At 54.4% G+C, this 25,074-nt stretch carries 26 protein-coding genes, 1 pseudogene and 1 other annotated feature; of the genes and pseudogenes, 18 read left to right on the top strand and 9 right to left on the bottom strand.

The window, feature by feature from the left end; genetic code table 11:
* Positions 1–266: 266 nt before the first annotated feature.
* Positions 267–2,891, bottom strand: coding sequence for a type I DNA topoisomerase (topA, locus tag OK412_RS07050; RefSeq protein ID WP_010244475.1), 2,625 nt, complete (start codon positions 2,889–2,891; stop codon positions 267–269).
* Positions 2,892–3,262: 371 nt separating this feature from the next.
* Between topA and OK412_RS07045 the strand changes: the two genes are divergently transcribed.
* A complete protein-coding gene (locus tag OK412_RS07045) occupies positions 3,263–3,511 on the top strand; it encodes a YciN family protein (RefSeq protein ID WP_033757844.1) in 249 nt (82 codons plus the stop codon).
* Positions 3,512–3,542: 31 nt separating this feature from the next.
* Here the strand turns inward: OK412_RS07045 and sohB are convergent, their stop codons facing one another.
* Complete coding sequence (gene sohB / locus OK412_RS07040; protein WP_010244469.1) at positions 3,543–4,589, bottom strand: protease SohB; 1,047 nt, start codon at positions 4,587–4,589, stop codon at positions 3,543–3,545.
* A 173-nt stretch (positions 4,590–4,762) separates the two neighbouring features.
* On the opposite strand from sohB, the gene OK412_RS07035 reads away from it, so the two are divergent.
* Both OK412_RS07035 and cobO read left to right on the top strand, forming a co-directional pair.
* The gene (locus tag OK412_RS07035; RefSeq protein ID WP_010244466.1) at positions 4,763–5,524 is read left to right on the top strand and encodes a YciK family oxidoreductase; all 762 of its coding nucleotides are present in this window, start codon (positions 4,763–4,765) and stop codon (positions 5,522–5,524) included.
* Complete coding sequence (gene cobO, locus OK412_RS07030) at positions 5,524–6,114, top strand: cob(I)yrinic acid a,c-diamide adenosyltransferase (RefSeq protein ID WP_010670250.1); 591 nt, start codon at positions 5,524–5,526, stop codon at positions 6,112–6,114. The genes OK412_RS07035 and cobO overlap by 1 nt, the downstream gene beginning before the upstream one ends.
* Before the next feature lie 54 nt (positions 6,115–6,168).
* Here cobO and rluB read toward each other — a convergent pair whose 3' ends face one another.
* Positions 6,169–7,059: a 23S rRNA pseudouridine(2605) synthase RluB gene (rluB, locus tag OK412_RS07025; RefSeq protein ID WP_010670251.1), complete on the bottom strand. Its 891-nt coding sequence runs from the start codon at positions 7,057–7,059 to the stop codon at positions 6,169–6,171.
* A 779-nt stretch (positions 7,060–7,838) separates the two neighbouring features.
* Here rluB and OK412_RS07020 point away from each other — a divergent pair.
* Positions 7,839–8,486, top strand: a complete 648-nt coding sequence (locus tag OK412_RS07020; RefSeq protein ID WP_010244455.1) for a hypothetical protein — start codon at positions 7,839–7,841, stop codon at positions 8,484–8,486.
* A gap of 10 nt (positions 8,487–8,496) precedes the next feature.
* On the opposite strand, the gene OK412_RS07015 is transcribed toward OK412_RS07020, so the two are convergent.
* Positions 8,497–9,117, bottom strand: coding sequence for an L-threonylcarbamoyladenylate synthase (locus OK412_RS07015; protein ID WP_003853883.1), 621 nt, complete (start codon positions 9,115–9,117; stop codon positions 8,497–8,499).
* A gap of 12 nt (positions 9,118–9,129) precedes the next feature.
* Positions 9,130–10,014, bottom strand: coding sequence for an RNase RNM (rnm, locus tag OK412_RS07010; RefSeq protein WP_413629117.1), 885 nt, complete (start codon positions 10,012–10,014; stop codon positions 9,130–9,132).
* A gap of 153 nt (positions 10,015–10,167) precedes the next feature.
* Positions 10,168–10,269: a sequence feature (Trp leader region), on the top strand.
* Positions 10,270–10,292: 23 nt separating this feature from the next.
* Between rnm and OK412_RS07005 the strand changes: the two genes are divergently transcribed.
* From OK412_RS07005 to OK412_RS06980, 6 genes and pseudogenes are all read left to right on the top strand, one after another.
* Positions 10,293–11,858 (top strand): anthranilate synthase component 1, encoded by a 1,566-nt coding sequence (locus OK412_RS07005; protein ID WP_264352919.1) that lies wholly within the window; start codon positions 10,293–10,295, stop codon positions 11,856–11,858.
* Positions 11,858–13,452, top strand: a pseudogene (gene trpD / locus OK412_RS07000) (bifunctional anthranilate synthase glutamate amidotransferase component TrpG/anthranilate phosphoribosyltransferase TrpD). Before OK412_RS07005 ends, trpD begins: the two are co-directional and overlap by 1 nt.
* 2 nt (positions 13,453–13,454) lie before the next feature.
* Positions 13,455–14,816 carry a bifunctional indole-3-glycerol-phosphate synthase TrpC/phosphoribosylanthranilate isomerase TrpF gene (gene trpCF, locus OK412_RS06995; protein ID WP_033787698.1) on the top strand — a complete coding sequence of 454 codons (1,362 nt, stop codon included), beginning with the start codon at positions 13,455–13,457 and terminating at the stop codon, positions 14,814–14,816.
* Between the two features lie 46 nt (positions 14,817–14,862).
* Complete coding sequence (trpB, locus tag OK412_RS06990) at positions 14,863–16,053, top strand: tryptophan synthase subunit beta (RefSeq protein ID WP_010244436.1); 1,191 nt, start codon at positions 14,863–14,865, stop codon at positions 16,051–16,053.
* Positions 16,053–16,856 carry a tryptophan synthase subunit alpha gene (gene trpA, locus OK412_RS06985; protein WP_264352918.1) on the top strand — a complete coding sequence of 268 codons (804 nt, stop codon included), beginning with the start codon at positions 16,053–16,055 and terminating at the stop codon, positions 16,854–16,856. Before trpB ends, trpA begins: the two co-directional genes overlap by 1 nt.
* Before the next feature lie 149 nt (positions 16,857–17,005).
* The gene (locus OK412_RS06980; protein ID WP_010244430.1) at positions 17,006–17,320 is read left to right on the top strand and encodes a BON domain-containing protein; all 315 of its coding nucleotides are present in this window, start codon (positions 17,006–17,008) and stop codon (positions 17,318–17,320) included.
* A 57-nt stretch (positions 17,321–17,377) separates the two neighbouring features.
* Here the strand turns inward: OK412_RS06980 and ompW are convergent, their stop codons facing one another.
* The gene (ompW, locus tag OK412_RS06975; RefSeq protein ID WP_029519099.1) at positions 17,378–18,013 is read right to left on the bottom strand and encodes an outer membrane protein OmpW; all 636 of its coding nucleotides are present in this window, start codon (positions 18,011–18,013) and stop codon (positions 17,378–17,380) included.
* Positions 18,014–18,262: 249 nt separating this feature from the next.
* On the opposite strand from ompW, the gene OK412_RS06970 reads away from it, so the two are divergent.
* From OK412_RS06970 to yciA, 4 genes are read left to right on the top strand one after another with little or no spacing between them, the layout of a single operon-like run.
* A complete protein-coding gene (locus OK412_RS06970) occupies positions 18,263–18,679 on the top strand; it encodes a YkgJ family cysteine cluster protein (RefSeq protein ID WP_264352917.1) in 417 nt (138 codons plus the stop codon).
* A 27-nt stretch (positions 18,680–18,706) separates the two neighbouring features.
* Positions 18,707–19,441: a YciC family protein gene (locus OK412_RS06965; protein ID WP_010244420.1), complete on the top strand. Its 735-nt coding sequence runs from the start codon at positions 18,707–18,709 to the stop codon at positions 19,439–19,441.
* Between the two features lie 51 nt (positions 19,442–19,492).
* The gene (locus OK412_RS06960; RefSeq protein WP_264352916.1) at positions 19,493–20,032 is read left to right on the top strand and encodes a septation protein A; all 540 of its coding nucleotides are present in this window, start codon (positions 19,493–19,495) and stop codon (positions 20,030–20,032) included.
* Positions 20,033–20,089: 57 nt separating this feature from the next.
* Positions 20,090–20,512 (top strand): acyl-CoA thioester hydrolase YciA, encoded by a 423-nt coding sequence (gene yciA, locus OK412_RS06955; RefSeq protein WP_010244413.1) that lies wholly within the window; start codon positions 20,090–20,092, stop codon positions 20,510–20,512.
* 36 nt (positions 20,513–20,548) lie between these two features.
* Here yciA and tonB read toward each other — a convergent pair whose 3' ends face one another.
* Positions 20,549–21,304, bottom strand: coding sequence for a TonB system transport protein TonB (gene tonB / locus OK412_RS06950; protein WP_050680216.1), 756 nt, complete (start codon positions 21,302–21,304; stop codon positions 20,549–20,551).
* 197 nt (positions 21,305–21,501) lie between these two features.
* On the opposite strand from tonB, the gene OK412_RS06945 reads away from it, so the two are divergent.
* Positions 21,502–21,798, top strand: a complete 297-nt coding sequence (locus OK412_RS06945) for a YciI family protein (RefSeq protein ID WP_010244407.1) — start codon at positions 21,502–21,504, stop codon at positions 21,796–21,798.
* A gap of 77 nt (positions 21,799–21,875) precedes the next feature.
* The gene (locus tag OK412_RS06940) at positions 21,876–22,061 is read left to right on the top strand and encodes a hypothetical protein (RefSeq protein ID WP_010670260.1); all 186 of its coding nucleotides are present in this window, start codon (positions 21,876–21,878) and stop codon (positions 22,059–22,061) included.
* A 224-nt stretch (positions 22,062–22,285) separates the two neighbouring features.
* On the opposite strand, the gene ycgZ is transcribed toward OK412_RS06940, so the two are convergent.
* On the bottom strand, positions 22,286–22,528 hold the full coding sequence (gene ycgZ / locus OK412_RS06935) for a regulatory protein YcgZ (protein ID WP_010244401.1): 243 nt from the start codon (positions 22,526–22,528) through the stop codon (positions 22,286–22,288).
* Positions 22,529–22,976: 448 nt separating this feature from the next.
* Between ycgZ and OK412_RS06930 the strand changes: the two genes are divergently transcribed.
* The gene (locus tag OK412_RS06930) at positions 22,977–23,204 is read left to right on the top strand and encodes a hypothetical protein (protein ID WP_228312651.1); all 228 of its coding nucleotides are present in this window, start codon (positions 22,977–22,979) and stop codon (positions 23,202–23,204) included.
* Positions 23,205–23,258: 54 nt separating this feature from the next.
* Here OK412_RS06930 and OK412_RS06925 read toward each other — a convergent pair whose 3' ends face one another.
* Entirely contained in the window at positions 23,259–23,432 is a 174-nt protein-coding gene (locus tag OK412_RS06925; RefSeq protein ID WP_003853917.1) for a YciY family protein, read from the bottom strand.
* Positions 23,433–23,602: 170 nt separating this feature from the next.
* On the opposite strand from OK412_RS06925, the gene cls reads away from it, so the two are divergent.
* Positions 23,603–25,063 (top strand): cardiolipin synthase, encoded by a 1,461-nt coding sequence (gene cls / locus OK412_RS06920; RefSeq protein ID WP_010244396.1) that lies wholly within the window; start codon positions 23,603–23,605, stop codon positions 25,061–25,063.
* Positions 25,064–25,074: the final 11 nt, after the last annotated feature.

The raw sequence follows: 25,074 nt of genomic DNA, 5'->3' as shown, positions 1-25,074 counted from the left end.
AGAAAAAGGCCAGCGAGCGCTGGCCTGAGTATGATGACAGAGTCGGGTCTGGCCTGCTTTGAGACCTGTCTTGCGCATAGAACCGGGGCAGATCGGAAAGTCGCTCAAGCCAATCCCTGGTCGCTCGGCCCGCGCCATCCATGGCGCGGGACGCTTTCCTCTTCTGCCCCGGTTCCCTGCGCACTGAGCTTATTCACTGCTACAGGATTCACTAAGCATAGACCCTGTCGGCAGAAAAAAGGCCAGCGAGCGCTGGCCTTCAGGGATTACTTTTTCGCTTCCTGCCATTTGCCATCTATATAGAAGGCGGACCAGCCGGTTGCCTTGCCCTCTTTTTCTGAGGAGACATACTGCTGTTTGGTCTTGCGGCTGAACCGCACCAGCGTTTTGTTGCCTTCCGGATCGGCTGCTGGCGCGTCGGCCAGATATTTCAGCTTCTCAGGCAGACGATCTTTGAAGCGCTGTAGCTCTTCCACCAGCGGCGCACGCGTCTCGCGTGATTTCGGGAAGGTGTTGGCCGCGAGGAAAACGCCCGCCGCACCGTCACGCAACACGAAGTAAGCATCTGACTTCTCACACGCCAGCTCTGGCAGCGGAACCGGATCCTCTTTCGGCGGAGCAACTTCACCACTACGCAGGATCTTGCGGGTGTTTTTGCACTCTTCATTGGTACACGCCATGTACTTACCAAAGCGTCCCATCTTCAGGTGCATCTCCGAACCACACTTCTCGCACTCCACTACCGGGCCGTCATAGCCTTTGATGCGGAATTCGCCCTTCTCAATCTCGTAACCATCACACTCCGGGTTATTACCACAGACATGCAGTTTACGTTCGTTATCGATCAGGTAGCTGTCCATGGCCGTGCCACACTTCTGGCAGCGACGACGGGCACGCAGGGCGTTGGTTTCAGCATCATCCCCTTCCAGAATATTGAGAACTTCATTTTCCGGGATCAGGTTGATGGTCTGTTTGCAGCGCTCTTTAGGTGGCAACGCATAGCCGGAACAGCCCAGGAAGACGCCGGTACTGGCAGTTCGAATCCCCATCGGACGGCTACAGGTCGGACAGTCAATCGAGGTCAGCACCATCTGGTTCGGCTGCATCCCGCCCTCTTCAGGATCTTTCTCAGCCAGTTCAAGCTGCTGGGTAAAATCGGTGAAGAAGTGGTCGAGTACCGCTTTCCATTGCGCCTGGTTATTGGCAACCTGGTCAAGGTTGCTCTCCATGCGGGCGGTGAAATCATAATTCATCAGTTCGCGGAAGTTCTCTTCCAGACGATCGGTGACGATTTCACCCATTTTTTCCGCATAAAAACGGCGGTTTTCAACCCGTACATAGCCACGATCCTGAATCGTCGAGGTAATGGCCGCATAAGTGGATGGACGACCAATTCCGCGCTTCTCCAGCTCGCGCACCAGTGACGCTTCGCTGAAGCGCGCCGGTGGCTTGGTGAAGTGCTGACCGGGCAGCAGTTGCTGCAGGTCCAGAACATCACCCACGCTTACCGCAGGCAGCGTACGATCTTCATCATTCTTACGCAGCGCAGGCATCACTTTGGTCCAGCCGTCGAAACGCAGAATACGGCCTTTCGCTTTGAGCCGGAAATCACCGGCGGCGGCAGTAATGGTGCTGGAGTCATATTTTGCTGGTGTCATCTGACAGGCAACAAACTGACGCCAGATCAGCTGATAGAGTTTCTGCGCATCCGCTTCCATATCTTTCAGCTTTTCCGCCACCACTTCCACATCAGAAGGACGAATCGCTTCGTGCGCTTCCTGGGAGTTCTCTTTGCTGGCGTAAGTTATGGCGTTTTCAGGCAGATACTTTTTACCGAAATTGCTTTCGATATAGCCACGCGCCATGGCGACCGCATCCTGACTCAGGTTGGTCGAATCGGTACGCATATAAGTAATGTGGCCCGCTTCGTACAGCCGCTGGGCCATCATCATGGTCTTCTTGACGCCAAAGCCGAGACGGGTGCTGGCAGCCTGCTGCAGTGTCGAGGTGATATAAGGCGCGCCCGGCTTGCTGCTGGTCGGCTTATCTTCACGATCCACGATCTCATAGCGCGCTTTTTCCAGCAGCGCGACGGCGGCATACGTCTCGTCGCGGTTGACCGGACGGAAGGCTTTATCGCCTTTGTGCGTCACGTCCATCGACAGCTCATCGCCTTTCGGCGTGGTCAGCGCGGCATTAACTTCCCAGTACTCTTCGGGAACAAAAGCTTTAATCTCACGTTCACGTTCCACCACCAGGCGAACGGCAACGGATTGCACACGTCCGGCAGAGAGACCACGAGCGATCTTTTTCCACAGCAGTGGCGAGACCATGTAGCCCACCACGCGGTCCATAAAGCGACGCGCCTGCTGAGCATTAACCCGATCAATATTCAGTTCGCCCGGCTTTTCAAACGCCTGACGAATCGCATTCTTGGTTATTTCGTTAAACACGACGCGGCTGAAGCGCGAGTCATCACCACCAATCACTTCCCGCAGGTGCCAGGCAATGGCTTCCCCTTCGCGGTCAAGGTCGGTTGCGAGATAGATGTGGTCAGCATTGGCGGCTAACGCCTTCAGTTCGGCGACCACTTTCTCTTTGCCGGGCAGAATCTGATAGTCCGCTTCCCAGCCGTGATAGGGGTCAACACCCATGCGGCTGACGAGTGCGGCCTTCTCATCTTTTTTAACTTTTTTGACTTTTTTGTCAGTCGAAGCGTCTTTGACTTTCTTATCTGTCGAGGCGTCAGCACTTTTTTTCGCGGTTGAACCACTGGTCGGCAGATCCCGGATATGACCCACGCTGGATTTAACCACGTAATCACTACCCAGGTATTTATTGATTGTTTTAGCCTTTGCCGGGGACTCAACAATAACGAGTGCTTTACCCATATTTACCTTTACCTAATGAAAACATCCTGCTTAACGGGAGAGGATTGGATGCCCAAAAACCCAATGGGTTCAATATTGCTGCGCCTGTTTAACATTTCAAGGCGGAGGGGTCAATCTCAGATCAGATGATGTGGCGTTATGCAACTGCATGATAAAGAGTGCTTTTTCTATCTGAACTCATCGCACATCCTGGTGCAAAATCCCTGAAATCGGAATCGCCCACACTCTACCTGATAAAATCTGTTACGCAACTTAATTAGCACTCAGCCCGGACTTACGCCAGGTTTTCATCGATTACACCGATTTGTCACAGCGTGTGACTCGCCAGTAATATAGAAAGGATTGGAGTACTGTCAAACAGGAGTCAATAAATGCAGAGTTCAACTCAGGCTATTTCCCGCCAGGCGTTGCTGGAAAAGGCCAATGCGCTGATCAAAGAACATGATGATTATTTAGCGGGAATGCAGGCGGATGAGGTGATTCAGCAGGGAGAAGTGCTGGTATTTCGCGGACCGTTTTTTCTCGATGCCGATGGAGTGCCGACGGCTAAAACCACGGCGGTGTTTAACGTGTTCAAACACCTTGCCGTGGTGCTGTCGCCGCTCTACCACCTGGAATGAAAAAACCCGGCGCAGGCCGGGTTTCGCATCATCAGAGCAGTGGCTTTTCGCCGCGCTGCCAGAGTTTCAGCAGCAGGCGCTCTGCCACCGAGCCGGCGCTCTGCGTAAAGCGATCCATCACCTTACGGCGGCGGGCATAATGCACGCCGAGCACGCTGAACTTATCCATCTGACGGATGATCAGATCATCGCTGGTGCCGATTTCGTCAACCAGGCCGAGGTCCAGCGCCTGGCGGCCATACCAGTGTTCACCGGTTGCCACCTGATCGATGTCGAGTGACGGGCGCATCTGGTGGACAAACTGCTTGAACAGCAGGTGCGTTTCGTCGAGATCTTCCTGGAATTTCTCACGTCCCTCTTCGGTGTTTTCACCAAACAGCGTCAGCGTGCGCTTGTACTGTCCGGCGGTATGCAGCTCAATATCAATATCGTTCCGTTTCAGCAAGCGGTTGAAATTGGGGATCTGCGCGACCACGCCGATGGAGCCAATAATCGAGAAAGGTGCTGCCACAATACGATCGGCTACGCAGGCCATCATGTAACCGCCGCTGGCCGCCACTTTATCCACGGCCGCCGTGATACGCAGACCCTGATCGCGCAGACGCTGCAGCTGCGAGGCTGCCAGGCCATAGCCATGAACCACGCCGCCAGGGCTTTCAAGACGCAGCAGCACTTCATCGCCAGGCTGCTTGACGGCCAGCACGGCTGAAATCTCTTCGCGCAGTGAAGTCACCTCATGGGCGTCCATGCTGCCTTTGAAATCGAGTACATAGAGCGTGGGCTTCGCACTGTCTGTCTGCCCCTGCTTCGCCGCCTGCTTTTCCGCTTTGGCTTTCAGCTTTTCACTTTTCTTATGATTTTTCAGCCAGACTTTTTGTGCCTGAGGCTTCATTTTTGCCAGCTGCAAATCCTCTTTCATCTGTTGATAGTCATCATCCAGATGAGTCAGTCGAAGCTGACCGTTTTGTGCCCGTTTGCGTAACGCGGCATTCATCACAATCATGACAATCACAGCGACGGCAACCACCAGTGTCACCACTTTCGCTAAAAACAGTCCATACGTTGAAATAAAATCCATAGGTCGCCTTAGTAAACAGAGAATCAAAAACAGTTCGCCAGTTTAGCCGTTTTGCCCCGCTTCGTCGCCTGAAATGCCAGCAGCTGGCACAGAATGGGTGGGTTGGCGATTGCGCCCATTCGTAAATTCAGGCATAAAGCGGAATCATGCTGTTTTCGCTGGAGGACCCCGCTGTGCATTATCAACCGAAAAGCGACCTGCTCAATCATCGCATTATCCTGGTCACTGGCGCTTCAGATGGCATTGGCCGGGAAGCGGCGCTGACTTATGCCCGCTATGGCGCAGAAGTGATCCTGATGGGCCGTAACCCTGAGAAGCTTCAGCAGGTCGAACAGGCGATCAATCAACTCAATCTCTGCCCGGCTCACACTGTGGTGTTCGATCTGGCCGAAGCGACACCGGAACGTTGCCAGCAGGTGGCAGAACAGCTGGCCCAGCAGTTTCCGCGTCTTGACGGCGTGCTGCATAACGCCGGTATCCTCGGTGAGATTGTGCCGCTGGCTGAACTTGACCCACAGGTCTGGCAGCAGGTGATGAACATCAACCTGGACGCCACCTTCTTCCTGACGCAGGCGCTGTTGCCGCTGCTGTTAAAATCGGATGCCGGTTCACTGGTGTTTACCACCTCCAGCGTGGGCCGTACCGGTCGCGCGGGCTGGGGGGCTTACGCCGTCTCTAAATTTGCTACCGAAGGCATGATGCAGGTACTGGCTGATGAGTATAAAACGCAGGCATTGCGGGTGAACTGTATTAATCCGGGCGGGACGCGAACCAAAATGCGTGCCAGCGCGTTCCCGCAGGAAGATGCCAATAAGCTGAAAACCCCTGCCGATTTGATGCCGCTCTACCTTTATCTGATGGGTGATGACAGCCGTCGTAAAACCGGGATCAGCTTTGATGCCCAGCCAGGCAGAAAACCGGGAGCCGCTGAATAATGGCTGACGATCGTCATCAACAGCGTCAGCAGCGGTTAAAAGAACAGGTAGATGCGCGTATTGCTGCAGCCACGGAGGTTCGTGGCATCCTGATGGTCTTTACCGGCAATGGCAAAGGCAAAACGACTGCGGCCTTTGGCACCGCACTCCGCGCCACCGGTCATGGCAAACGCGTGGCGGCTATCCAGTTCATTAAAGGTGACTGGCCGAATGGCGAGCGAAACCTGCTGGAACAGCACGGTGTTGAATTTCAGGTGATGGCAACCGGCTTTACCTGGGATACGCAGAACCGCGAAACGGATACCGCTGCCTGTCTGGCGGTGTGGCAGCATGCAAAACGGATGCTGGCCGATGAGCAGCTGGATCTGGTGGTGCTCGACGAAATCACCTATATGGTCAGCATGGATTATCTGCCACTGGAAGAGCTGATAGCGGCCCTGCAACAGCGCCCGGCGCATCAGAGCGTCATCATTACCGGACGTGGCTGTCATCGCAGCCTGACTGAGATGGCGGATACGGTGACTGAGATGCGGCCGGTTAAGCACGCTTTTGATGCCGGAATACAGGCTCAGCAGGGAATTGACTGGTAACAGAAAAAGAAAACGCAGCCCTGGGGCTGCGTTTTTAGCGATCGGGCAACGTGATTAACCGGAGTTACGTTTGCTGCCCGGATTGCGGCGTGGTGCACGTGGGGTGCTGCTCACTTTACTGTGACGTTTCACGGCACGACGAATCTGGTTCGCTTTGGTGCGACGACGATCTTTTTCGACCACCAGTTTGGTGACCGTTTCATCATCCATCTCCACCAGGTTACGCAGGTAGTTAACCGCAGGCAGATCCAGTTCGGTCCAGCCACCGCGTGGCAGGCCTTTTGGTAAGGTGATATCGCCGTAGCGAACACGCATCAGACGACTGACCTGCACGCCGACCGCTTCCCATAAACGACGCACTTCACGGTTACGTCCTTCGGTCAGGGTCACGTTGTACCACTGGTTGATCCCTTCTCCACCGCCAAATTTCAGGGTTTTAAAGGCAGCCGGGCCATCTTCCAGCTGAACGCCCTTGCTCAGCTGACGAATTTTATCATCGTCGACCTGACCAAAGACGCGCACCGCATATTCACGTTCCACTTCACGGCTCGGATGCATCAGGCGGTTCGCCAGTTCACCGTCAGTGGTGAAGAGCATCAGACCACAGGTGTTCACATCCAGACGGCCAACGGCAATCCAGCGTGAACCGCGCAGACGAGGCAGACGGTCAAATACCGTTGGGCGCCCTTCAGGATCGCTGCGGGTACAGAGTTCACCTTCTGGTTTGTAGTAAGCCAGCACGCGGCAAACTTCGGTTGCTGATTCAGCAATCGAGACCAGATGGCCATCAATACGGATTTTCAGAGATTTGCTGCTTTCAACGCGGTCGCCCAGGGTGGCGATCTTGCCGTCGACGCTGACACGGCCAGCGGCAATCATTGATTCGATTTCACGACGCGAGCCATGACCGGCACGCGCTAAGACTTTCTGTAACTTTTCGCTCATTGAGCTTCCTCTTTGTCGCCTTCCCAGGCGTCACGGTAGGGTGATAATTCTTTCTGAATCAACAGGTTAACCTATTAATTCGGCCCCATTATACAGGCATTTACCCCTGAAGTAACGCGCTTTATGAGTGGGTCTGAAGCGAATTAAGAAGGGTCAGCCTCTGATAGTTTTAGATCTGATAATATCTGACGCTGATTTAAATAATCCCCGTGCATCTGACAGGAATAAGATTAATAAAATGCATGTATTAAAAACTTTATAGCTGATGACAATTAAATTTTCTAACCACTTTAGTTTCATCAACGTAATGTTCTGGTGATAAAAACCTTAACACTATCTTACACTTTCGCTGGTTTTCCCTTGCTTTTATTCTTCTTAAAAAAACATTAAAGTTAGCACAAACAACTGTTTTAATGACTTAATCCATTATAACCGCTCGGTAAATACAAAAAACCCAGATTTTTTCTAACGCAGATTTATTTAAGGCCTTATTTTCAAGGACATTTGATTCTTATTAGCTTTAATAAATTGTACGACACTATTAAGCTGATATACTTTATTCCTGTAGCACAATAAAAAGCAGGACTCACGACAGAGGGGTCTTGCAACAATGAAGTCCGGCTTTTGTTATTCGTTTATAAAAATAGTCTTTTTAGATTAATCCAATAAACCGGCGCATCCGGAGTTGTTGCGTTAATACGGTTCAGTGATGAACCTTGCTTGCATGTCAAAAATCTTCACCAGGGATTTCCCGACATGCCTGAATAAAGAAACCCATCATGAAAAACCTGTTGCTGTGCCCGGTGCTTGCTGCACTGGTGCTGAGCGGGTGTTCTGTGGGCCACACTGAGTACAGTCGTACGGCGATGCAGCACGTAGATATGAGCGTGACTGGCATTCCGACGATCCTCGGTCTCGGCACACTGGGCACCAGCATTCCTCTGACGCCTGAATATAGCCTGACAGCTGCGCACGTTGCCAAAACTGCCGTGCAGCGCGTCAAGTCTTATCACCCTTATTGCGACCTTGCGATTATTTATCACAAGAATGACGCCAGCACGCTGACTAAGTTCCGCAGCAGCGACATCGGCGATCCGGTTAAAATGTATGGCTACAGTTTTATTTCAGCGATGCCGGTTGAATCGACCGGAGTTAATTTAGCGCGTACGGCTATTCGGAATAACTGGAATAAAAGTCCCTGTATAGCCATGGCCTCCAATGCAGGTGTTGTTCAGGGGATGTCGGGCGGCGGCGTTTATAACCGTGATGATACGCTGGGCGGCGTGATTGTTGGCTATTCTGACTCGATTAAAAATGGGCGTAATAACAAAGTGATCCTGAAAGATGTGTCACTTTATATTCCTTACGGCCAGTTTAAAAGCTGGTTAGAGTCGAATCTGGCCCAGACACCGACACGCGGTGCCTGAGCCTGAGGGCTTACAGGAACGGGCGGGTATCGCCCACCCCTTCACGCACAATTTCCGGCGCATCGGTGGTCAGATCGACCACCGTGGTCGGCTGCTGGCCCAGCGTGCCGCCGTCGATAATCAGATCGACCAGCTTGCCGATGCTGTGCTGGATCTCTTCCGGATCGGACTCGGTGAAATCGTTGCCCGGCAGAATTAATGAGGTCGACATCATCGGCTGATTCAGTGCTTCCAGCAGCGCCAGCGCCACGGGATTAGAGGGCACGCGCAGACCAATGGTCTTACGTTTTTCATTCATCAGGCGGCGCGGCACCTCTTTGGTCGCCTTGAGAATAAAGGTGTAGTTGCCTGGCGTGTTGTTTTTCAGCAGGCGAAACGCTGAGTTACCCACCTGCGAATAGACCGACAGCTCAGAGAGATCCCGGCACATCAGGGTAAAGTTGTGGTGCCCGTCGAGCTGACGGATACGACAGATACGCTCCATCGCGCCCTTCTCCTCCAGCCGACAGCCCAGCGCATAGCCGGAATCGGTTGGATAAACAATGACGCTGCCTTTGTTCAGGTAGTCAACCGCCTGATTAATCAGGCGAGGCTGCGGGTTGTCCGGATGAATATGAAACAATTGACTCATAGAAACCTCGTGTCACCTTTCCGTGATTGCCAGGCCGGGAGCCAGATCCGGGAAGCGTTCCCAGACCGGCTCAACCGCCGCGGGCAGCCAGAGTTTGCGGCCCAGTTCAATCCACGGACAGGGTTGATGAAAATCAGAACCTTGTGATGCGGCCAGTTCATTATCTCTGGCGTATTGCGCCAGCGTCGTGCGCTCATTAGGCGGCTGCTGGCACTGCGCGACTTCCATCGCATCGCCGCCCGCTTCGCGGAAATGGGCGACCAGTCGTTTGAGCCACTTTGCCGATAAACCGTAACGGCCAGGATGCGCCAGCACGGCGCAGCCACCAGAATGATGAATCGCATCAATAGCTTGTTTAATTGTACACCATTGTGGCGGCACGTAACCGGTTTTGCCACGCGCCAGATAATTTTTGAACACCTGCGCCATATTCTCTGCTTTACCCTGCTCAATCAGGAAGCGGGCAAAGTGACCGCGGGTAATGATGCCGCCATCAGCCAGTCGCGTGGCTCCCGCCAGCGCATCCGGGATACGTGCCTTCGCCAGTCGCTCACCAATCTCTTCTGCACGTGCTTGCCGACAGGCATGTTGTCCGGCCAGAAACGCCACCATCGCCGGATGGCGGATATTAATGTTCAGTCCCACGACATGAATCTCATGGTTTTCCCACAGGGTGGAGATTTCTGCGCCTGCCAGCACTTTTATCGGTAAATCGTGATCGATTGCCGTTTGCTGCGCTTCATCTACCCCTGCAACGCTGTCGTGATCGGTGATCGCCAGTACGCCGACGCGCATCTCAACCGCTCGCTGCACCAGGGCGGCTGGCGTCAGTAAGCCGTCGGAGGCACGCGTGTGGCTGTGTAAATCATAAACCGGGAAACGGGCGATATCGCTCAAGAGAACTCCTGCAAAAACTAAACCGGCCAGCATGATAACGATTTTCACGGTCAGTGAAAAAGTGTATTGACATTTCCGCCCTGAACCCGTTAACTAGTACACAAGTTCACACGTAACGGGTATTCAATCATGGCTGTTGTAATCACGCATTTAAACGGTTGGCGCGATGTTCCCGAAAACGGGCGACAGGGTCGTGCACACTTTGCGTAAACGCTGTGCTAATACCTGAGCCCGCCACCGAGCGGGCTTTTTTTTGAGCGAAATTCAGAGAAATCATCATGCCAAATGCGAAACCTACAGTGAAGTTGATTACCGGCACCGCACCCTACCGCGAAGATCCGGCCGCAGTGTTTCACCAGCTGTGCGGCGCACGTCCGGCAACCCTGCTGCTTGAATCCGCTGACATCGACAGCAAGCGCAACTTAAAAAGCCTGCTGATTGTCGACAGCGCGCTGCGCGTCAGCGCAATGAGCAACAATGTCACCGTTCAGGCGTTGTCAGAAAATGGCCGCGCCCTGCTGCCGCTGCTGGATGAGGCCCTGCCTGCGTCGGTCAGCAATCAGGTTCGTCCCGATGGACGCGAGCTGACTTTTCCGCAAAGCACCGACCATCAGCAGGATGAAGATTCCCGCCTCAAGGCCCTGTCGGTGTTTGATGCTTTGCGTCTGATTCCACAACTGGTCAACTCCCCTGCCGATGAGCGCGAAGCCGTGCTGCTGGGTGGCCTGTTTGCTTATGATCTGGTTGCCGGTTTTGAAACCCTGCCGGAGCTGGATAATCAGCAACGCTGCCCTGACTACTGTTTTTACCTGGCAGAAACCTTACTGGTGATCGATCACCAGACTCGCAGTGCGCGTCTGCAGGCCAGCCTGTTCTGCCCGTCCACCAGCGAGTTCCAGCGCCTGCAGCGCCGCATCGAGCAGTTGCACGGCCAGATGCTTCAGCCGGCACCGGCTCTGCCGGTCCAGCCGGTAGAACAGATGACGCTGACCACCAGCCAGAGTGATGAAGAGTATTGCGACGTAGTACGCACACTTCAACAGGCGGTTCGCATCGGCGAAATTTTCCAGGTCGTGCCGTCACGTCGCTTCTCGCTGCCGTGCCCGTCGCCGCTGGCTGCTTATGAGACACTGAAAAACAGCAATCCCAGCCCCTACATGTTTTTCATGCAGGATCAGGATTTCTCCCTGTTTGGCGCGTCGCCGGAGAGTTCGCTGAAGTATGACGCCACCTCCCGTCAGATTGAGATCTACCCGATTGCCGGTACCCGCCCGCGTGGCCGCCATGCTGATGGCTCACTGGACCGCGATCTCGACAGCCGCATTGAGCTGGAGATGCGTACCGACCATAAAGAGCTGGCTGAGCATCTGATGCTGGTGGATCTGGCGCGTAACGATCTGGCGCGTATCTGCGTGCCCGGCAGCCGTTACGTGGCTGACCTGACCAAAGTCGACCGCTACTCGTTTGTGATGCATCTGGTTTCCCGCGTGGTGGGTACGCTGCGCGCGGACCTCGATGTGCTGCACGCTTATCGTGCCTGTATGAACATGGGCACGCTGAGCGGAGCACCAAAAGTTCGCGCCATGCAGTTGATTGCCGGGGCTGAACGCACCCGTCGCGGCAGCTACGGCGGCGCGGTGGGCTACTTCACCGCCCAGGGCGATCTCGATACCTGTATCGTTATCCGCTCCGCCTACGTAGAAGACGGCGTCGCCACCGTTCAGGCGGGCGCAGGTGTGGTACTGGATTCAAATCCGCAGGCTGAAGCTGATGAAAGCCGCAACAAAGCGCGCGCCGTACTGCGCGCTATCGCGACTGCCCATCACTGCAAGGAGATCTTCTGATGGCCGATATTCTGCTGCTCGATAACATCGACTCTTTTACCTATAACCTGGTTGATCAGCTGCGGACCTTTGGTCACAACGTGGTGATTTACCGCAACAATCTACCTGCCGAACTGCTTATTGAACAGCTGCAGCGGATGGAGAACCCGGTGCTGATGCTCTCTCCCGGTCCCGGCGCGCCAAAAGATGCTGGCTGTATGCCGGAGCTGCTGCGGGTGCTGCGTGGTCGTCTGCCAATTATCGGTATCTGTCTGGGTCACCAGGCGATTGTCGAAGCCTATGGCGGCCATGTGGGCCAGGCAGGCGAGATCCTGCACGGCAAAGCCTCTTCAATCGACCATGACGGCGAGGCGATGTTTGCCGGTCTGAGCAATCCGCTGCCGGTGGCGCGCTATCACTCGCTGGTGGGCAGCAACACGCCGGAAGAGCTGACGGTGAACGCCAGTTACAACGGGATGGTGATGGCCGTTCGCCATGAAACCGATCGCGTATGCGGGTTTCAGTTCCATCCTGAATCGATTTTGACTTCTCAGGGCGCGCGCCTGCTTGAGCAGACGCTGGCCTGGGCGCTGGCGAAGTAACAGGGAGAATAAACATGCAACAGACACTGGAAAAACTTTACCAGGCGCAGACGCTGAATCAGGCTGAGAGTCATCAGCTGTTCAGCGCCATCATTACCGGACAGCTGGAGCCAACGCAGCTCGCTGCCGCGCTGATCGCCATGAAGGTGCGCGGTGAAACGCCGGAAGAGATCGCCGGAGCCGCCACCGCGCTGCTGGAAGATGCCAAACCTTTTCCCCGCCCTGATTATGCGTTTGCCGACATTGTGGGCACCGGCGGCGATGGCAGTAACAGCATTAATATCTCGACTGCCAGCGCCTTTGTCGCCGCGACCTGCGGTCTGAAAGTGGCGAAGCACGGCAACCGCAGCGTCTCCAGCAAATCGGGCTCCTCCGATCTGCTGGCCGCCTTTGGCATCAATCTCGATATGCCCGCTGACCGGGCGCGCCAGGCGCTGGACGATCTGAATGTCTGCTTCCTGTTTGCGCCGCAGTATCACACCGGTTTTCGCCACGCGATGCCGGTCCGCCAGCAGCTTAAGACCCGTACGCTGTTTAACGTGCTGGGCCCGCTGATCAATCCGGCACGCCCGCCACTGGCGGTGATTGGCGTCTACAGCCCGGAACTGGTGATGCCGATTGCCCAGACGCTGAAAGTGCTGGGTTATCAGCGCGCGGCGGTGGTTCACGGTGGCGGAATGGATGAGGTGGCGCTGCACGACGTGACTCATGTGGCCGAACTGCGTGAAGGTGAAATTACACGCTATCAGCTCTCGCCAGAGGACTTTGGTTTTGGCTTCCATCCCAAAGAGGCGCTGGCGGGCGGCACGCCGGAAGAAAATCGTGACATTCTGACCTCTTTACTCCAGGGTAATGGCCAGCAGGCCCATGAGGAGGCCGTCGCCGTCAACGTGGCGATGTTGCTTAAAGTATTCGGTCAGGAAGATCTGCGTGAAAACGCACAGCAGGCGCTTAACGCCATCCGCAGCGGACAGGCTTATGAGCGTGTCGTCGCACTGGCAGCAAGAGGATAATCATGAAAGGCACCGTGTTAGAAAAAATTGTTCAGGACAAAGCGATTTGGGTTGAAGCCCGTCAGCAGCAGCAGCCTCTCTCTACCTTTCAGAACAGCATTGAACCTGCCAGCCGTCATTTCTACGACGCGCTGCAGGGTGCAAGAACCGCGTTTATCCTGGAGTGTAAAAAGGCCTCTCCCTCGAAAGGCATTATTCGCGAGGATTTCGATCCAGCCGCCATTGCCGGGGTCTACCGCCACTACGCTTCCGCGGTATCTGTGCTGACCGATGAGAAATATTTTCAGGGCGACTTCGCCTTTCTGCCGATTGTCAGCGCGGCCATCACCCAGCCGGTGCTGTGCAAAGATTTTATCATCGACCCTTATCAGATCTATCTGGCCCGTTACTACCAGGCGGATGCGATTCTGCTGATGCTGTCAGTGCTGGATGATGAGCAGTATCGTCAGTTGGCCGCCGTGGCGCACAGCCTGAAGATGGGCATTCTGACTGAAGTGAGTAATGAAGAGGAACTGGAGCGGGCTATCGCGCTGCAGGCCAAAGTCGTGGGTATCAACAACCGCGATCTGCGTGACCTCTCTATCGATCTTAACCGCACGCGTCAGCTGGCACCGCGCCTGTCGCACGGCGTCACGGTAATCAGCGAATCAGGCATTAACAGCTATGCCGATATTCGCGAGCTGAGCCATTTTGCCAACGGCTTCCTGATTGGTTCTGCACTGATGGAAGAAGCCGACCTGACCGCAGCGGTGCGTCGGGTCACGCTGGGCAGCAATAAAGTGTGCGGCCTGACCCGTGCCGAAGATGCGCGCGCCGCCTATGAAGCCGGGGCAATCTATGGTGGTCTGATCTTCGCGGAAGGTTCCCCGCGCCAGATTGACACCGCTACGGCGCAGACCGTTATCGCTGCGGCGCCGCTGCGCTACGTCGGCGTGTTCCGCAATGCCGCTATAAGTGACATTGTCACGCAAGCCGGTGCACTTTCACTCTCTGCGGTACAGCTGCATGGCAACGAGACGCCGGCGTTTGTGGCTGAACTGCGCGCGGCTCTGCCAGCAGAGATTCAAATCTGGAAGGCGCTGCGCATTGAAGGCACCTTACCGGCGCGCGACTGGCCTCATGTTGACCGTTATGTGTTTGACAATGGCGACGGCGGAACCGGACAGCGTTTCGACTGGTCGCTGTTGCAGGGGCAGACGCTCAACAACGTGCTGCTGGCCGGTGGCCTGAGCGCGGATAACTGTGTTGAAGCCGCGCAGCTCGGCTGTGCCGGACTGGACTTCAACTCTGGCGTGGAAAGCGCGCCTGGCATCAAAGATGCCCGTAAAATTGCCGCTGTGTTTCAGACACTGCGAGCCTACTGATTTGCCTGGCCTGCTCAACGGTGGGCCCGAGAAAGGAAGATAAAAAATGACGTTACTTAATCCCTACTTTGGCGAATTTGGCGGAATGTATGTTCCGCAAATCCTGATGCCAGCCCTGCGCCAGCTGGAACAGGCGTTTGTCGACGCCCAGAAAGATCCTGAGTTTCAGGCCGAGTTTACCGACCTGCTGAAGAACTATGCGGGTCGGCCTACCGCCCTGACGCTGTGCAAAAACCTGACTAAAGGCACCAAAACCCGCCTCTATCTTAAGCGTGAAGATCTGCTGCACGGTGGCGCGCACAAGACCAACCAGGTGCTGGGTCAGGCGTTGTTAGCCAAACGCATGGGCAAAAACGAAATTATTGCCGAAACCGGTGCGGGTCAGCACGGCGTAGCTTCAGCGCTGGCCTGTGCGCTGCTGGGCATGAAATGCCGCATCTATATGGGCGCAAAAGATGTGGAGCGTCAGTCACCCAACGTCTTCCGTATGCGTCTGATGGGCGCAGAAGTGATCCCGGTGCACAGCGGCTCCGCCACGCTGAAAGATGCCTGTAATGAAGCACTGCGCGACTGGTCTGGCAGCTACGAGACATCACACTATATGCTCGGCACCGCAGCGGGTCCGCATCCCTTCCCGACGATTGTGCGTGAGTTCCAGCGCATGATTGGCGAAGAGACTAAAAAGCAGATTCTGGAAAGAGAGGGTCGTCTGCCCGATGCGATCCTCGCCTGTGTGGGCGGCGGCTCCAACGCCATCGGCATGTTTGCCGACTTTATCGATGAGACCAGCGTGAAGCTGATCGGCGTAGAGCCTGCGGGCCACGGCATTGAGACCGGCGAGCATGGCGCGCCGCTCAAGCACGGTCGCGTCGGCATCTACTTCGGTATGAAATCGCCGATGATGCAGACCCATGATGGCCAGATTGAGGAGTCTTACTCGATCTCTGCCGGCCTCGACTTCCCGTCGGTAGGCCCGCAGCATGCGCACCTGAACAGCATTGGTCGTGCGGAATATGTCTCCATCACCGATAACGAAGCGCTGGCCGCCTTTAAACAGCTCTGTCGCGATGAAGGTATTATTCCGGCGCTGGAGTCATCCCACGCCCTGGCGCACGCCATGAAAATGATTCAGGCCGAGCCGGAAAAAGAGCAGTTGATTGTGGTCAACCTCTCTGGCCGCGGCGACAAAGATATTTTCACCGTTCATGACATTTTGACAGCGCAGGGAGAAATCTGATGGAACGTTACAATCAACTGTTTACGCGTCTGTCAGCGAATAACGAAGGGGCTTTCGTTCCTTTTGTTACGCTGGGCGATCCGTCACCAGAGCTTTCACTGCGCGTGATTGATGCCCTGGTTGAAGGAGGCGCGGATGCACTGGAGCTGGGTATTCCCTTCTCAGATCCCCTTGCAGATGGCCCGACCATCCAGAATGCGACGTTACGCGCCTTTGCGGAGGGCACCAACACCAGCCAATGCTTTGAAATGCTGGCCACTATCCGCCGTAAGTATCCGGATCTGCCGATTGGATTGCTGATGTACGCCAATCTGGTCTTCACCAACGGTGTGGATGAGTTCTATGCCCGTTGTGCAGAGGCGGGTGTGGATTCGGTGCTGGTGGCGGATGTGCCCGTTGAAGAGTCCGCGCCCTTCCGTCAGGCGGCGCTGCGTCATGGCATAGCACCCATCTTCATCTGTCCGCCTAACGCCAGCGATGAGCTGCTGCGCGAGATCGCTTCACACGGACGGGGTTACACCTACCTGCTGTCGCGCGCGGGCGTGACCGGTGCTGAAAACCGCGCCAGCCTGCCGTTGCAGCATCTGATCGACAAGCTGCGTGAATACCATGCAGCCCCGCCGCTGCAGGGCTTTGGTATCTCTGAGCCTGAACAGGTTAAGGAAGCGATCGCCGCGGGCGCTGCGGGCGCGATCTCCGGCTCTGCGATTGTCAGAATCATCGAAAAACATCATTCAGAGCCTGAGGTGATGCTGAGCGAGCTGAAGAACTTTGTCAGCCGTCTTAAAGCCGCCAGCCGTTAATCCTGCCAGCATGCCTTATCGCGCGATAAGGCATGATTTGTTTCCTTTTTTTTCATTCCCCCATTTGCCCTTTTTGCAAAATCTGCACCACAATGACAATGCGCCGTTACGGTAACGTCGCATCCATTTTGTGACAGGGAGAGAAAGCAATGAAATTCGTTAAACTGCTGACAGGTGCTGTACTGGCGGGCGTGGTTGCGCTGACACTGAGCGCCTGTGCGCCAACCGCAACCAAAGAGGGAACCGGTGGCTATATTGATGACACTGTGGTGACCACAAAAGTTAAAGGTGAACTGCTGAAAGATGACTCGCTGAAATCAACTGAAATCAACGTAGAAACCTTTAAAGGTAAAGTTCAGCTGAGCGGTTTTGTTTCATCACCACAGATGGCTAACCGTGCCGTTCAGGTTACGCGCAGCGTGGCGGGCGTGAAGTCCGTTGTTAACAATATGCAGATCAAATAACGTCTTAACAGACAAAAAAAGGCCGCTGATTCAGCGGCCTTTTTATCATCTTTATCATCAGAAACGGTAACCTGCTCCGAAGAAGAAGACCCAGGGATCGATGCGCATATTGATATTCTGCTGCTCGCCACCCGCTTTAAACTTCACTTCCGTATCAATATCCATGTACCACACCGACGCATTCAGCATCCAGTCACGGTTAATCTGATAATCCAGACCGACCTGACCCGCCACACCCCAGGAATCCTTCACGCTGAGATCGGTCAGGCCCGCATCGCGGCCCGTTTGATTGAAATCGGCATCGTAAAAGGTGGTGTAGTTGATACCCACGCCAACGTAAGGACGCGCTTTGCTCTTGCTGTCAAAGAAGTAGTACTGCGCCATCAGCGTAGGCGGTAACTGGCGTACCGTTGCCAGTGTTCCGGTCGGGCCCAGGCCCACTTTGTGACGGAACGGTGTGGCGGCCAGTAATTCGACACCAATGTTGTCGGTTGCCATGTAAGTAAAAGTCAGGCCCAGCTGCGTGTCGTTGGATGCGCTGAACTCGCCCATCCCTAACACATTATCGGAACCTTCGGTGGGCCGGACGGTGGCACTACCGGCACGCATAAAGAAGTCGCCTGCTTCGTGGGCCATCGACAGTTGGGGAAAAGCCAGAGCCAGCAGCATCGCGCATTTTGCCAGTTTCATCATCACTCCTTTGCTTAATGTTAATGTCGCGAACGTCATCGCTTTTTGCTGGCAAATATTTAACGTGATTTACAGAAAATTGCACTCTGTACCCTTCAGATAAATTACTTAAAAAACAATGAATTGATTTAGATCAATTTCGGCTCGGGCTGGCGCAGCAAAATTCCCCTTGCTGAATAATTTCGCCAGGCCTATTTTGCTTATCTTCTCTGGTGATTTTGGTTCGATGCCCTGGGAGGGGCGGGTGATCAAATGAGTGAAATAACTAACCCTTGTGTCAGCTGTGGCGCCTGCTGCGCCCATTTCCGCGTCTCATTTTACTGGGCCGAAGCCGATGATGCAGGCGGCCCGGTGCCGACCGCATTAACCGAACCGCTCAGCCTGTTAATGCGCAATATGCGTGGAACGAACGATCGCGCGCCGCGCTGCGTTGCCCTTGAAGGCGACATTGGCGGCTGTGTCTCCTGCGGAATTTACGAACAACGTCCGACGCCCTGTCGGGAATTTTCGATGTCGGGCGAAGCGGGTATCCACAATGAAGCCTGCGATCGCGCCCGCGCCCGGTATGGTCTTCCCGCCCTTTTTTCTCCATCTTTACCTGTCATGACAGAAAGTTATGCCGCAGCGGGTGCCAGCAAGCTGCCAGAACATGTACAATCGCCGGGTTAATTAACCCGGTTCCTCAAAGGAGTGTACATGTCTATCACGGCAAGCTCGTTATACCGTGACACAGGAAATTTCGCGCGCCATCAACTGGCTACGGTGCTGTTGATGTCGCTGCTGGCCGCTTTTATCACCGTCATGCTGGTGCATGTGCTGACGCCGGGTGCCGATCAGATGGCCCTCCTGCAACAGGGTGACGATAGCGCCGGTTCGCTGTTTGAGATGGTGCAGAATATGTCACCGGAACAGCAGCAGGTGCTGCTGCGCGCCTCGGCGGCCAGCACCTTCGCTGCGCTGATGGGGAACACGCTGCTGCTTGGCGGAATGCTCTATCTGATCCCGATGGTCTCTTCCGGCCAGCGGGTCAGTGCGTTGCGGGCGATTGGTGCTTCAGCGCCGCTGCTGCCAAAGCTGCTGCTGCTCACCTTCCTGATGACGCTGGTGGCGCAACTGGGCTTTATGGTGCTGGTGGTGCCAGGCATTCTGCTGACGATTCTGCTGTCGCTGGCTCCGGTGATGGTGGCCAGTGAGAAGATGGGTGTCTTTGCCGCCATGCGGGCCAGCATGCGGATGGCGTGGAAGAATGTGAAGCTGATTGCCCCCGCGATTCTGCTCTGGCTGCTGGCCAAAGTGGTGGTGATGCTGTTCTTCTCTTCGCTGACGGTTTTACCGCTGAATGTCTCGTCGGTGATTTTCACTGCGGCAGGCAATGTGGTTTCGGCGATGTTGATCATCTATCTTTATCGGCTCTATATGCTGTTACGTTGATTGACGATGTGCCTTCGGGCACATTTGCAGCCAACTCTGAATGGAAAAACTATGAAGCAGCTACTCGACTTTCTTCCCCTGGTGGTCTTTTTCATCTTCTACAAGCTGTATGACATTTTTGTCGCCTCGGGCGCGCTGATTGTCGCGACCGGTCTGGCGCTGGTTGTCAGTTGGGTGCTCTATCGCAAGCTGGAAAAGATGACGATTTTCACCTTTGTGCTGGTGGCGGTTTTTGGCACCCTGACGCTGGTGTTCCACAACGATGAGTTCATTAAGTGGAAAGTCACGGTTATCTACAGCCTGTTTGCCGCCGCCCTGCTCTACAGCCAGTGGTTTATGGAGCAGACGCTGATTCAGCGCATGCTGGGCAAAGAGCTGCAGCTGCCCGACGCAATCTGGCGCCGGCTCAATGTTGCCTGGGCGCTGTTCTTCTTTATCTGCGGCCTGGTAAACATCTATGTCGCCTTTTGGTTATCTCAGGCGTTTTGGGTTAACTTTAAAGTGTTCGGTCTCTCCGGTCTGACCTTACTGTTTACCCTGCTCAGCGGGCTTTATATCTGGCGACAGATGCCGCAGCAGGAACAAAAATAATCATCTGCCCGGTCCGCCGGGCATTTTTTAGCATTCACGTGCATAGAAGTGGAAGCAATGGGCGAAAAACATACATTGCCGAAAGGCGAAATGGTGCTGCGTACGCTCGCCATGCCAGCAGATACCAACGCCAACGGCGATATTTTTGGTGGCTGGCTGATGTCACAGATGGATATGGGTGGCGCTATCCTGGCGAAAGAGATCGCTGAAGGACGCGTGGTGACGGTTCGCGTCGACGGCATGTCATTTATGAAGCCCGTCGCAGTGGGCGATGTGGTGAGCTGTCATGCGAGCTGTCTTCGTACCGGCAACAGTTCCATGACGATTAATGTGGAAGTGTGGATAAAAAAAGTGTCGTCTGAGCCGATTGGACAAACTTACATTGCGACGGAAGCGGTGTTTATTTATGTGGCGGTCGACAATGAGGGCAATTCCCGTCCTCTGCCAGCCGGTCGTGCCAACCAGCAACCCGGCGAATGAAAAACAGGTCAGGCTGTTTCAGCCTGACCTGACGCTTTATTCCAGGCTGGCCCCACCATTAATCTTAAACACGATATTCATGGTCAGACCCTGCCCTGGCTTTCCTTTCTCATAGCGCCAGGTTTTCATCGCCTGCTTAACGCCCCGCTCAAACATATTGCTCGGCTGAGCAGAGAGGATCTGGATGTTATCCACTCGTCCGTCACTATCCACATCAAACTTCACCCGCACCCGTCCTTCTATCCGCAATGCCAGCGCGCGCTGAGGATAACCAGGTTTACTCACGGTAAGAGCTTTTGGGCCGGTTGAGGCCGATGAGGTGGGTGACGGCGTAGATTTTGGCGCCGTGGTCGGTTTGTTCTGCGTCGCCGGGGCTTCCTGCTTAAACGGATCGGCCTGCGGTTTGCTCTCCTGACGCGGCTTCACCTCGCGTTTAGGCTGCTCCCGCTTGTGCTCTGGTTTCGGTTTGGGCTTTGGCTTAGGCTCAGGTTTGGGAATCGGCACCGGCTCCGCTTTCGGCGGTTCGGGCACGGGCTGAGGTTCCGGCACCGGTTCAGGTTCTGGCTGAGGTTCTGGCTGTGGCGCTGGCGGCTCCACGATGGCCGGTGCAGGCTCAGGCTGAACTTCAGGGGCAACCATGGTAACGCTGATGGGCTGCGACGCTTTGGGCACCTCAATCACCTGCTGGAATGAAGCATACAGAATTCCGGCTATCACGGCCCCATGCAAAGCAACAGACAACAACATGGAGACAGGCGTGCGTTTAGGTAATGGCATAGTCAGCGTGGTCATAACAGTCGCAGTGATTGAATGAAGCAGCGATTTTAAATGCAAATAGCAATCAGTTTCAATAACTCCCGCCATCCCGCCTGAAGAAAAGCGCTTTTTAGCCCTTTATGCTGAGCCATTAACCACTCTGAGGTTTCGTTTGCACTCTGAGAGGCAATCCCTTAACGTGTTGCGAAATTCTGGTTAATGGGAGTTCCTTAGTGCTTTACGTCATTTATGCAGAAGATACTGCAGATTCACTGGAAAAACGTAACGCCGTGCGCCCTGCCCATCTGGCACGGCTCAAACTGCTGCAGGAAGAGGGACGCCTGATCATTGCAGGCCCAATGCCTGCTGTCGACAGCAACGATCCTGGTGTAGCGGGCTTTACCGGCTCAACCGTGATTGCTGAATTCCCGTCATTAGAAGAAGCACAATCCTGGGCACAGGATGATCCCTACTTCGCCGCGGGCGTCTATAAGCAGGTTTCGGTTAAGCCGTTTAAACGCGTCTTCTGATCGTGACTCAGCATTGAAAATGGCTTCTGTGCCTGGCACAGAAGCCATTTTTATTTTGATCGTTCAAGAGAGGAAAGATGCAGATAATCATTCTGGGGCTACTGGCCATTATCGCTTTACTGATCGGCAGCGCGGTTTATCTCTGGCGAACTCAGGGCTGGCGTAATAAAAAGCAGTGGATTGTCATGCTGATCGTGCTGGCGGCGGCACTGCAGCTGGTGAACGTAACGCTGATGATGACGACACAACGTCTCGCTGGTTAATCAGACCTGAGGTTTCATTGCGACAGAGCAGCACATCACTCCCTGTCGCAGCGACCGGCCGGTCTGAATATTCTGCCTCGCGAATAAACGCAGCGACCAACTGATCTTATTAAATTAAAGCGTTGTTCTGAACGACATTGATAATAAACCGGCAGTAAACCGGCCTGGTCTTTCAGTAATACACGCTCTTTAATATCCCGCCACTGGCTATTTTCAGCGATGAGTTAACCGCGATCCAGAATCAGGCCAATCAGCGCATGATAGTGCTGTTCTTCTTCCGGGCTGGTGACATGCTGTAAACGGCCGATCAGTTTTGAGCAGATCGCTTTACGATTCAGACTACGACCCGAACTGATAATTTCCGTCACGACGGAGCCAAGAATGGCCTGTTGTGATGGCTGCGCGGCGCTATGTAAATACGCGGAGATGTCAGAGACTGAAGCGGGAATACGAACGTTAGTCTGCATGGTTGACCCTCATAGGATTCATTTAAGATTACTAACCGATGCGATAAAGTTATACAACAACGAGCTATCTGTACAGATATTTAGGTTAAAAAATCAGATTGTCACGTTTCAATGAGAACAAATCCATAAATAACAGCACATTACAACAATGTAAAGTTGTACAACTTTTTAGCCTGCTGTTTTTATCCTGTTAATATTTCCTCTTTAGTCCGCGCCTGCATGACCTGTTTTACTATTAAAAAATGATCTTTCCGTCCTTTTTTTAGTATTAAAGAGGAATTATCTCGCAGAGCTGTCTACATTTACCCCTTGTGAGTTGAACCTCTGAATGGATGCACAGCACAGTCGCGGGCACATTATGCATAAAACTTATTCTGGCCAGTCCCTTACATTGCTCGACCCGCTGTTATCCCGGCTCCTTTCTATTGTAGACCCCAAAATAGAAGTAATGAGTGGTTACCCTGCTAATTGCTCAGTGTGGCTCACTGTCTATTATCAGCGTAAATCGCGTCAGTGGTCTTACGAATGGTACGATCGTGTGGGTTACCACAGGCCGACTGAGCTGGGCAGCTCAATGGAATGTCTGATGCGCGAAGTCAGCGATCGTGGCGCGTCGCATCAGGAGCACCTGATAGCGCGACGGGCGATGGCAGAATCGGTTTTTTTTGAAGCCTGATTTGAAGTCTGAATAGCCTGCTTTGTCCGACAGGCTGAATTCACCGGGCTTTCGCTATATTATCTGCGTAATAAACAGAATCGAACGACGCTGCTGTTGTGCCAGCTGATGGCGAATGCAGTGGATACGCTTATACCGCCGCGACTGCCCTTCCAGCCAGCGCGAGCGGCGGCGATGCACCTGCCGTAACATTCTCCAGCGCGCCACTTCATTTCTGCTTCGTTTCATCACTTCCTCTCTGACGTCATACACACGAGATATACGCGAGGGCATTATAGAGATCTCTGCGGTAATGCCAAATCGGATCCTTCATCGAGGATGTCCGGGATAAAGGGTTCCGTTAGCCGTCATCTGCACGTAAACTTGCCGGACGAAAGCGCGAACGGGATGTCCACTTTATGACCACTTTTTATACCCTGATCAGCTGGTTGCTGGTGTTTGGTTACTGGCTGCTGATCGCCGGGGTTACGCTGCGCGTATTGATGAAGCGACGGGCAGTGACATCCGCGATGGCCTGGCTACTGGTTATCTATATTCTGCCGCTGGTAGGGATTATCGCTTATCTCTCTTTTGGCGAACTCCATCTGGGTAAACGTCGTGCGGAGCGCGCCCGCACCATGTGGCCATCCACTGCCCGCTGGCTTACTGACCTTAAGCAGTGCCGTGAAATTTTTGCCACCGAACACAGCGACGTTGCGCGTTCGCTGTTTGAGCTTTGCTACCATCGTCAGGGCATCGCCGGGGTTAAGGGCAACCAGTTGCAGCTGCTCACCAGCGCCGACGACGTGATGCAGGCGTTGATTCGTGATATCCAGCTGGCTCGCCACAACATTGAGATGGTGTTCTATATATGGCATCCCGGCGGTCTGGCGGATGAAGTGGCGGAATCGCTGATGGCGGCATCACGCCGGGGCGTTCATTGCCGTCTGCTGCTGGACTCTGCGGGCAGTGTTACCTTTTTCCGCAGTCCCTGGGTCGGCATGATGCGTAATGCCGGAATCGATGTGGTGGAAGCGTTGCAGGTCAGCCTGCTGCGCGTCTTCCTGCGACGGATGGATCTGCGTCAGCACCGCAAAATCGTACTCATTGATAACTACATCGCTTATACCGGCAGCATGAACCTGGTCGATCCCCGCTTCTTTAAACAGAGCGCGGGTGTCGGTCAGTGGATTGACCTGATGGCGCGAATGGAAGGCCCGGTGGCCACCGCGATGGGGATTGTTTTCAGCTGCGACTGGGAGATAGAGACCGGCAAACGCATTTTACCGCCGCCGCCCGATCGCAACATTATGCCGTTTGAACAGGAGAGCGGTCACACCGTGCAGGTGATCGCCTCCGGCCCCGGCTTCCCGGAAGATATGATCCATCAGGCGCTGCTGACTGCGGTCTATTCGGCGCGTGAACAGTTGATCATGACCACGCCCTACTTAGTGCCGAGCGACGATCTGCTGCATGCTATCTGTACGGCGGCGCAGCGTGGCGTCAATGTCAGCGTGATTGTGCCACGTCACAATGACTCGCTGCTGGTTGGCTGGGCCAGCCGCTCCTTCTTCAGTGAGTTGCTGGAAGCGGGCGTGAAAATTTATCAGTTTGAAGATGGCCTGCTGCACACCAAAAGCGTGCTGGTCGACGGACAACTGAGCCTGGTGGGAACCGTGAACCTCGATATGCGCAGTTTATGGCTGAATTTTGAAGTGACGCTGGTGGTTGATGATGCGGGTTTTGGCAGCGATCTCGCCTGTGTGCAGGATGACTATATCGCCCGTTCCCGCCTGCTGGATGGCAAGCGCTGGGCAAAACGTGCCTGGTGGCAACGCATCGTCGAACGACTGTTTTACTTCTTCAGTCCTTTACTGTAAAACGAGCCAGA

The organism is Pantoea sp. JV6, from assembly GCF_025910055.1.
Taxonomy (GTDB): domain Bacteria; phylum Pseudomonadota; class Gammaproteobacteria; order Enterobacterales; family Enterobacteriaceae; genus Pantoea; species Pantoea agglomerans.
The sequence above is the reverse complement of the archived record's forward strand: the minus strand, read 5'-3'. Positions and strand labels throughout refer to the sequence as shown.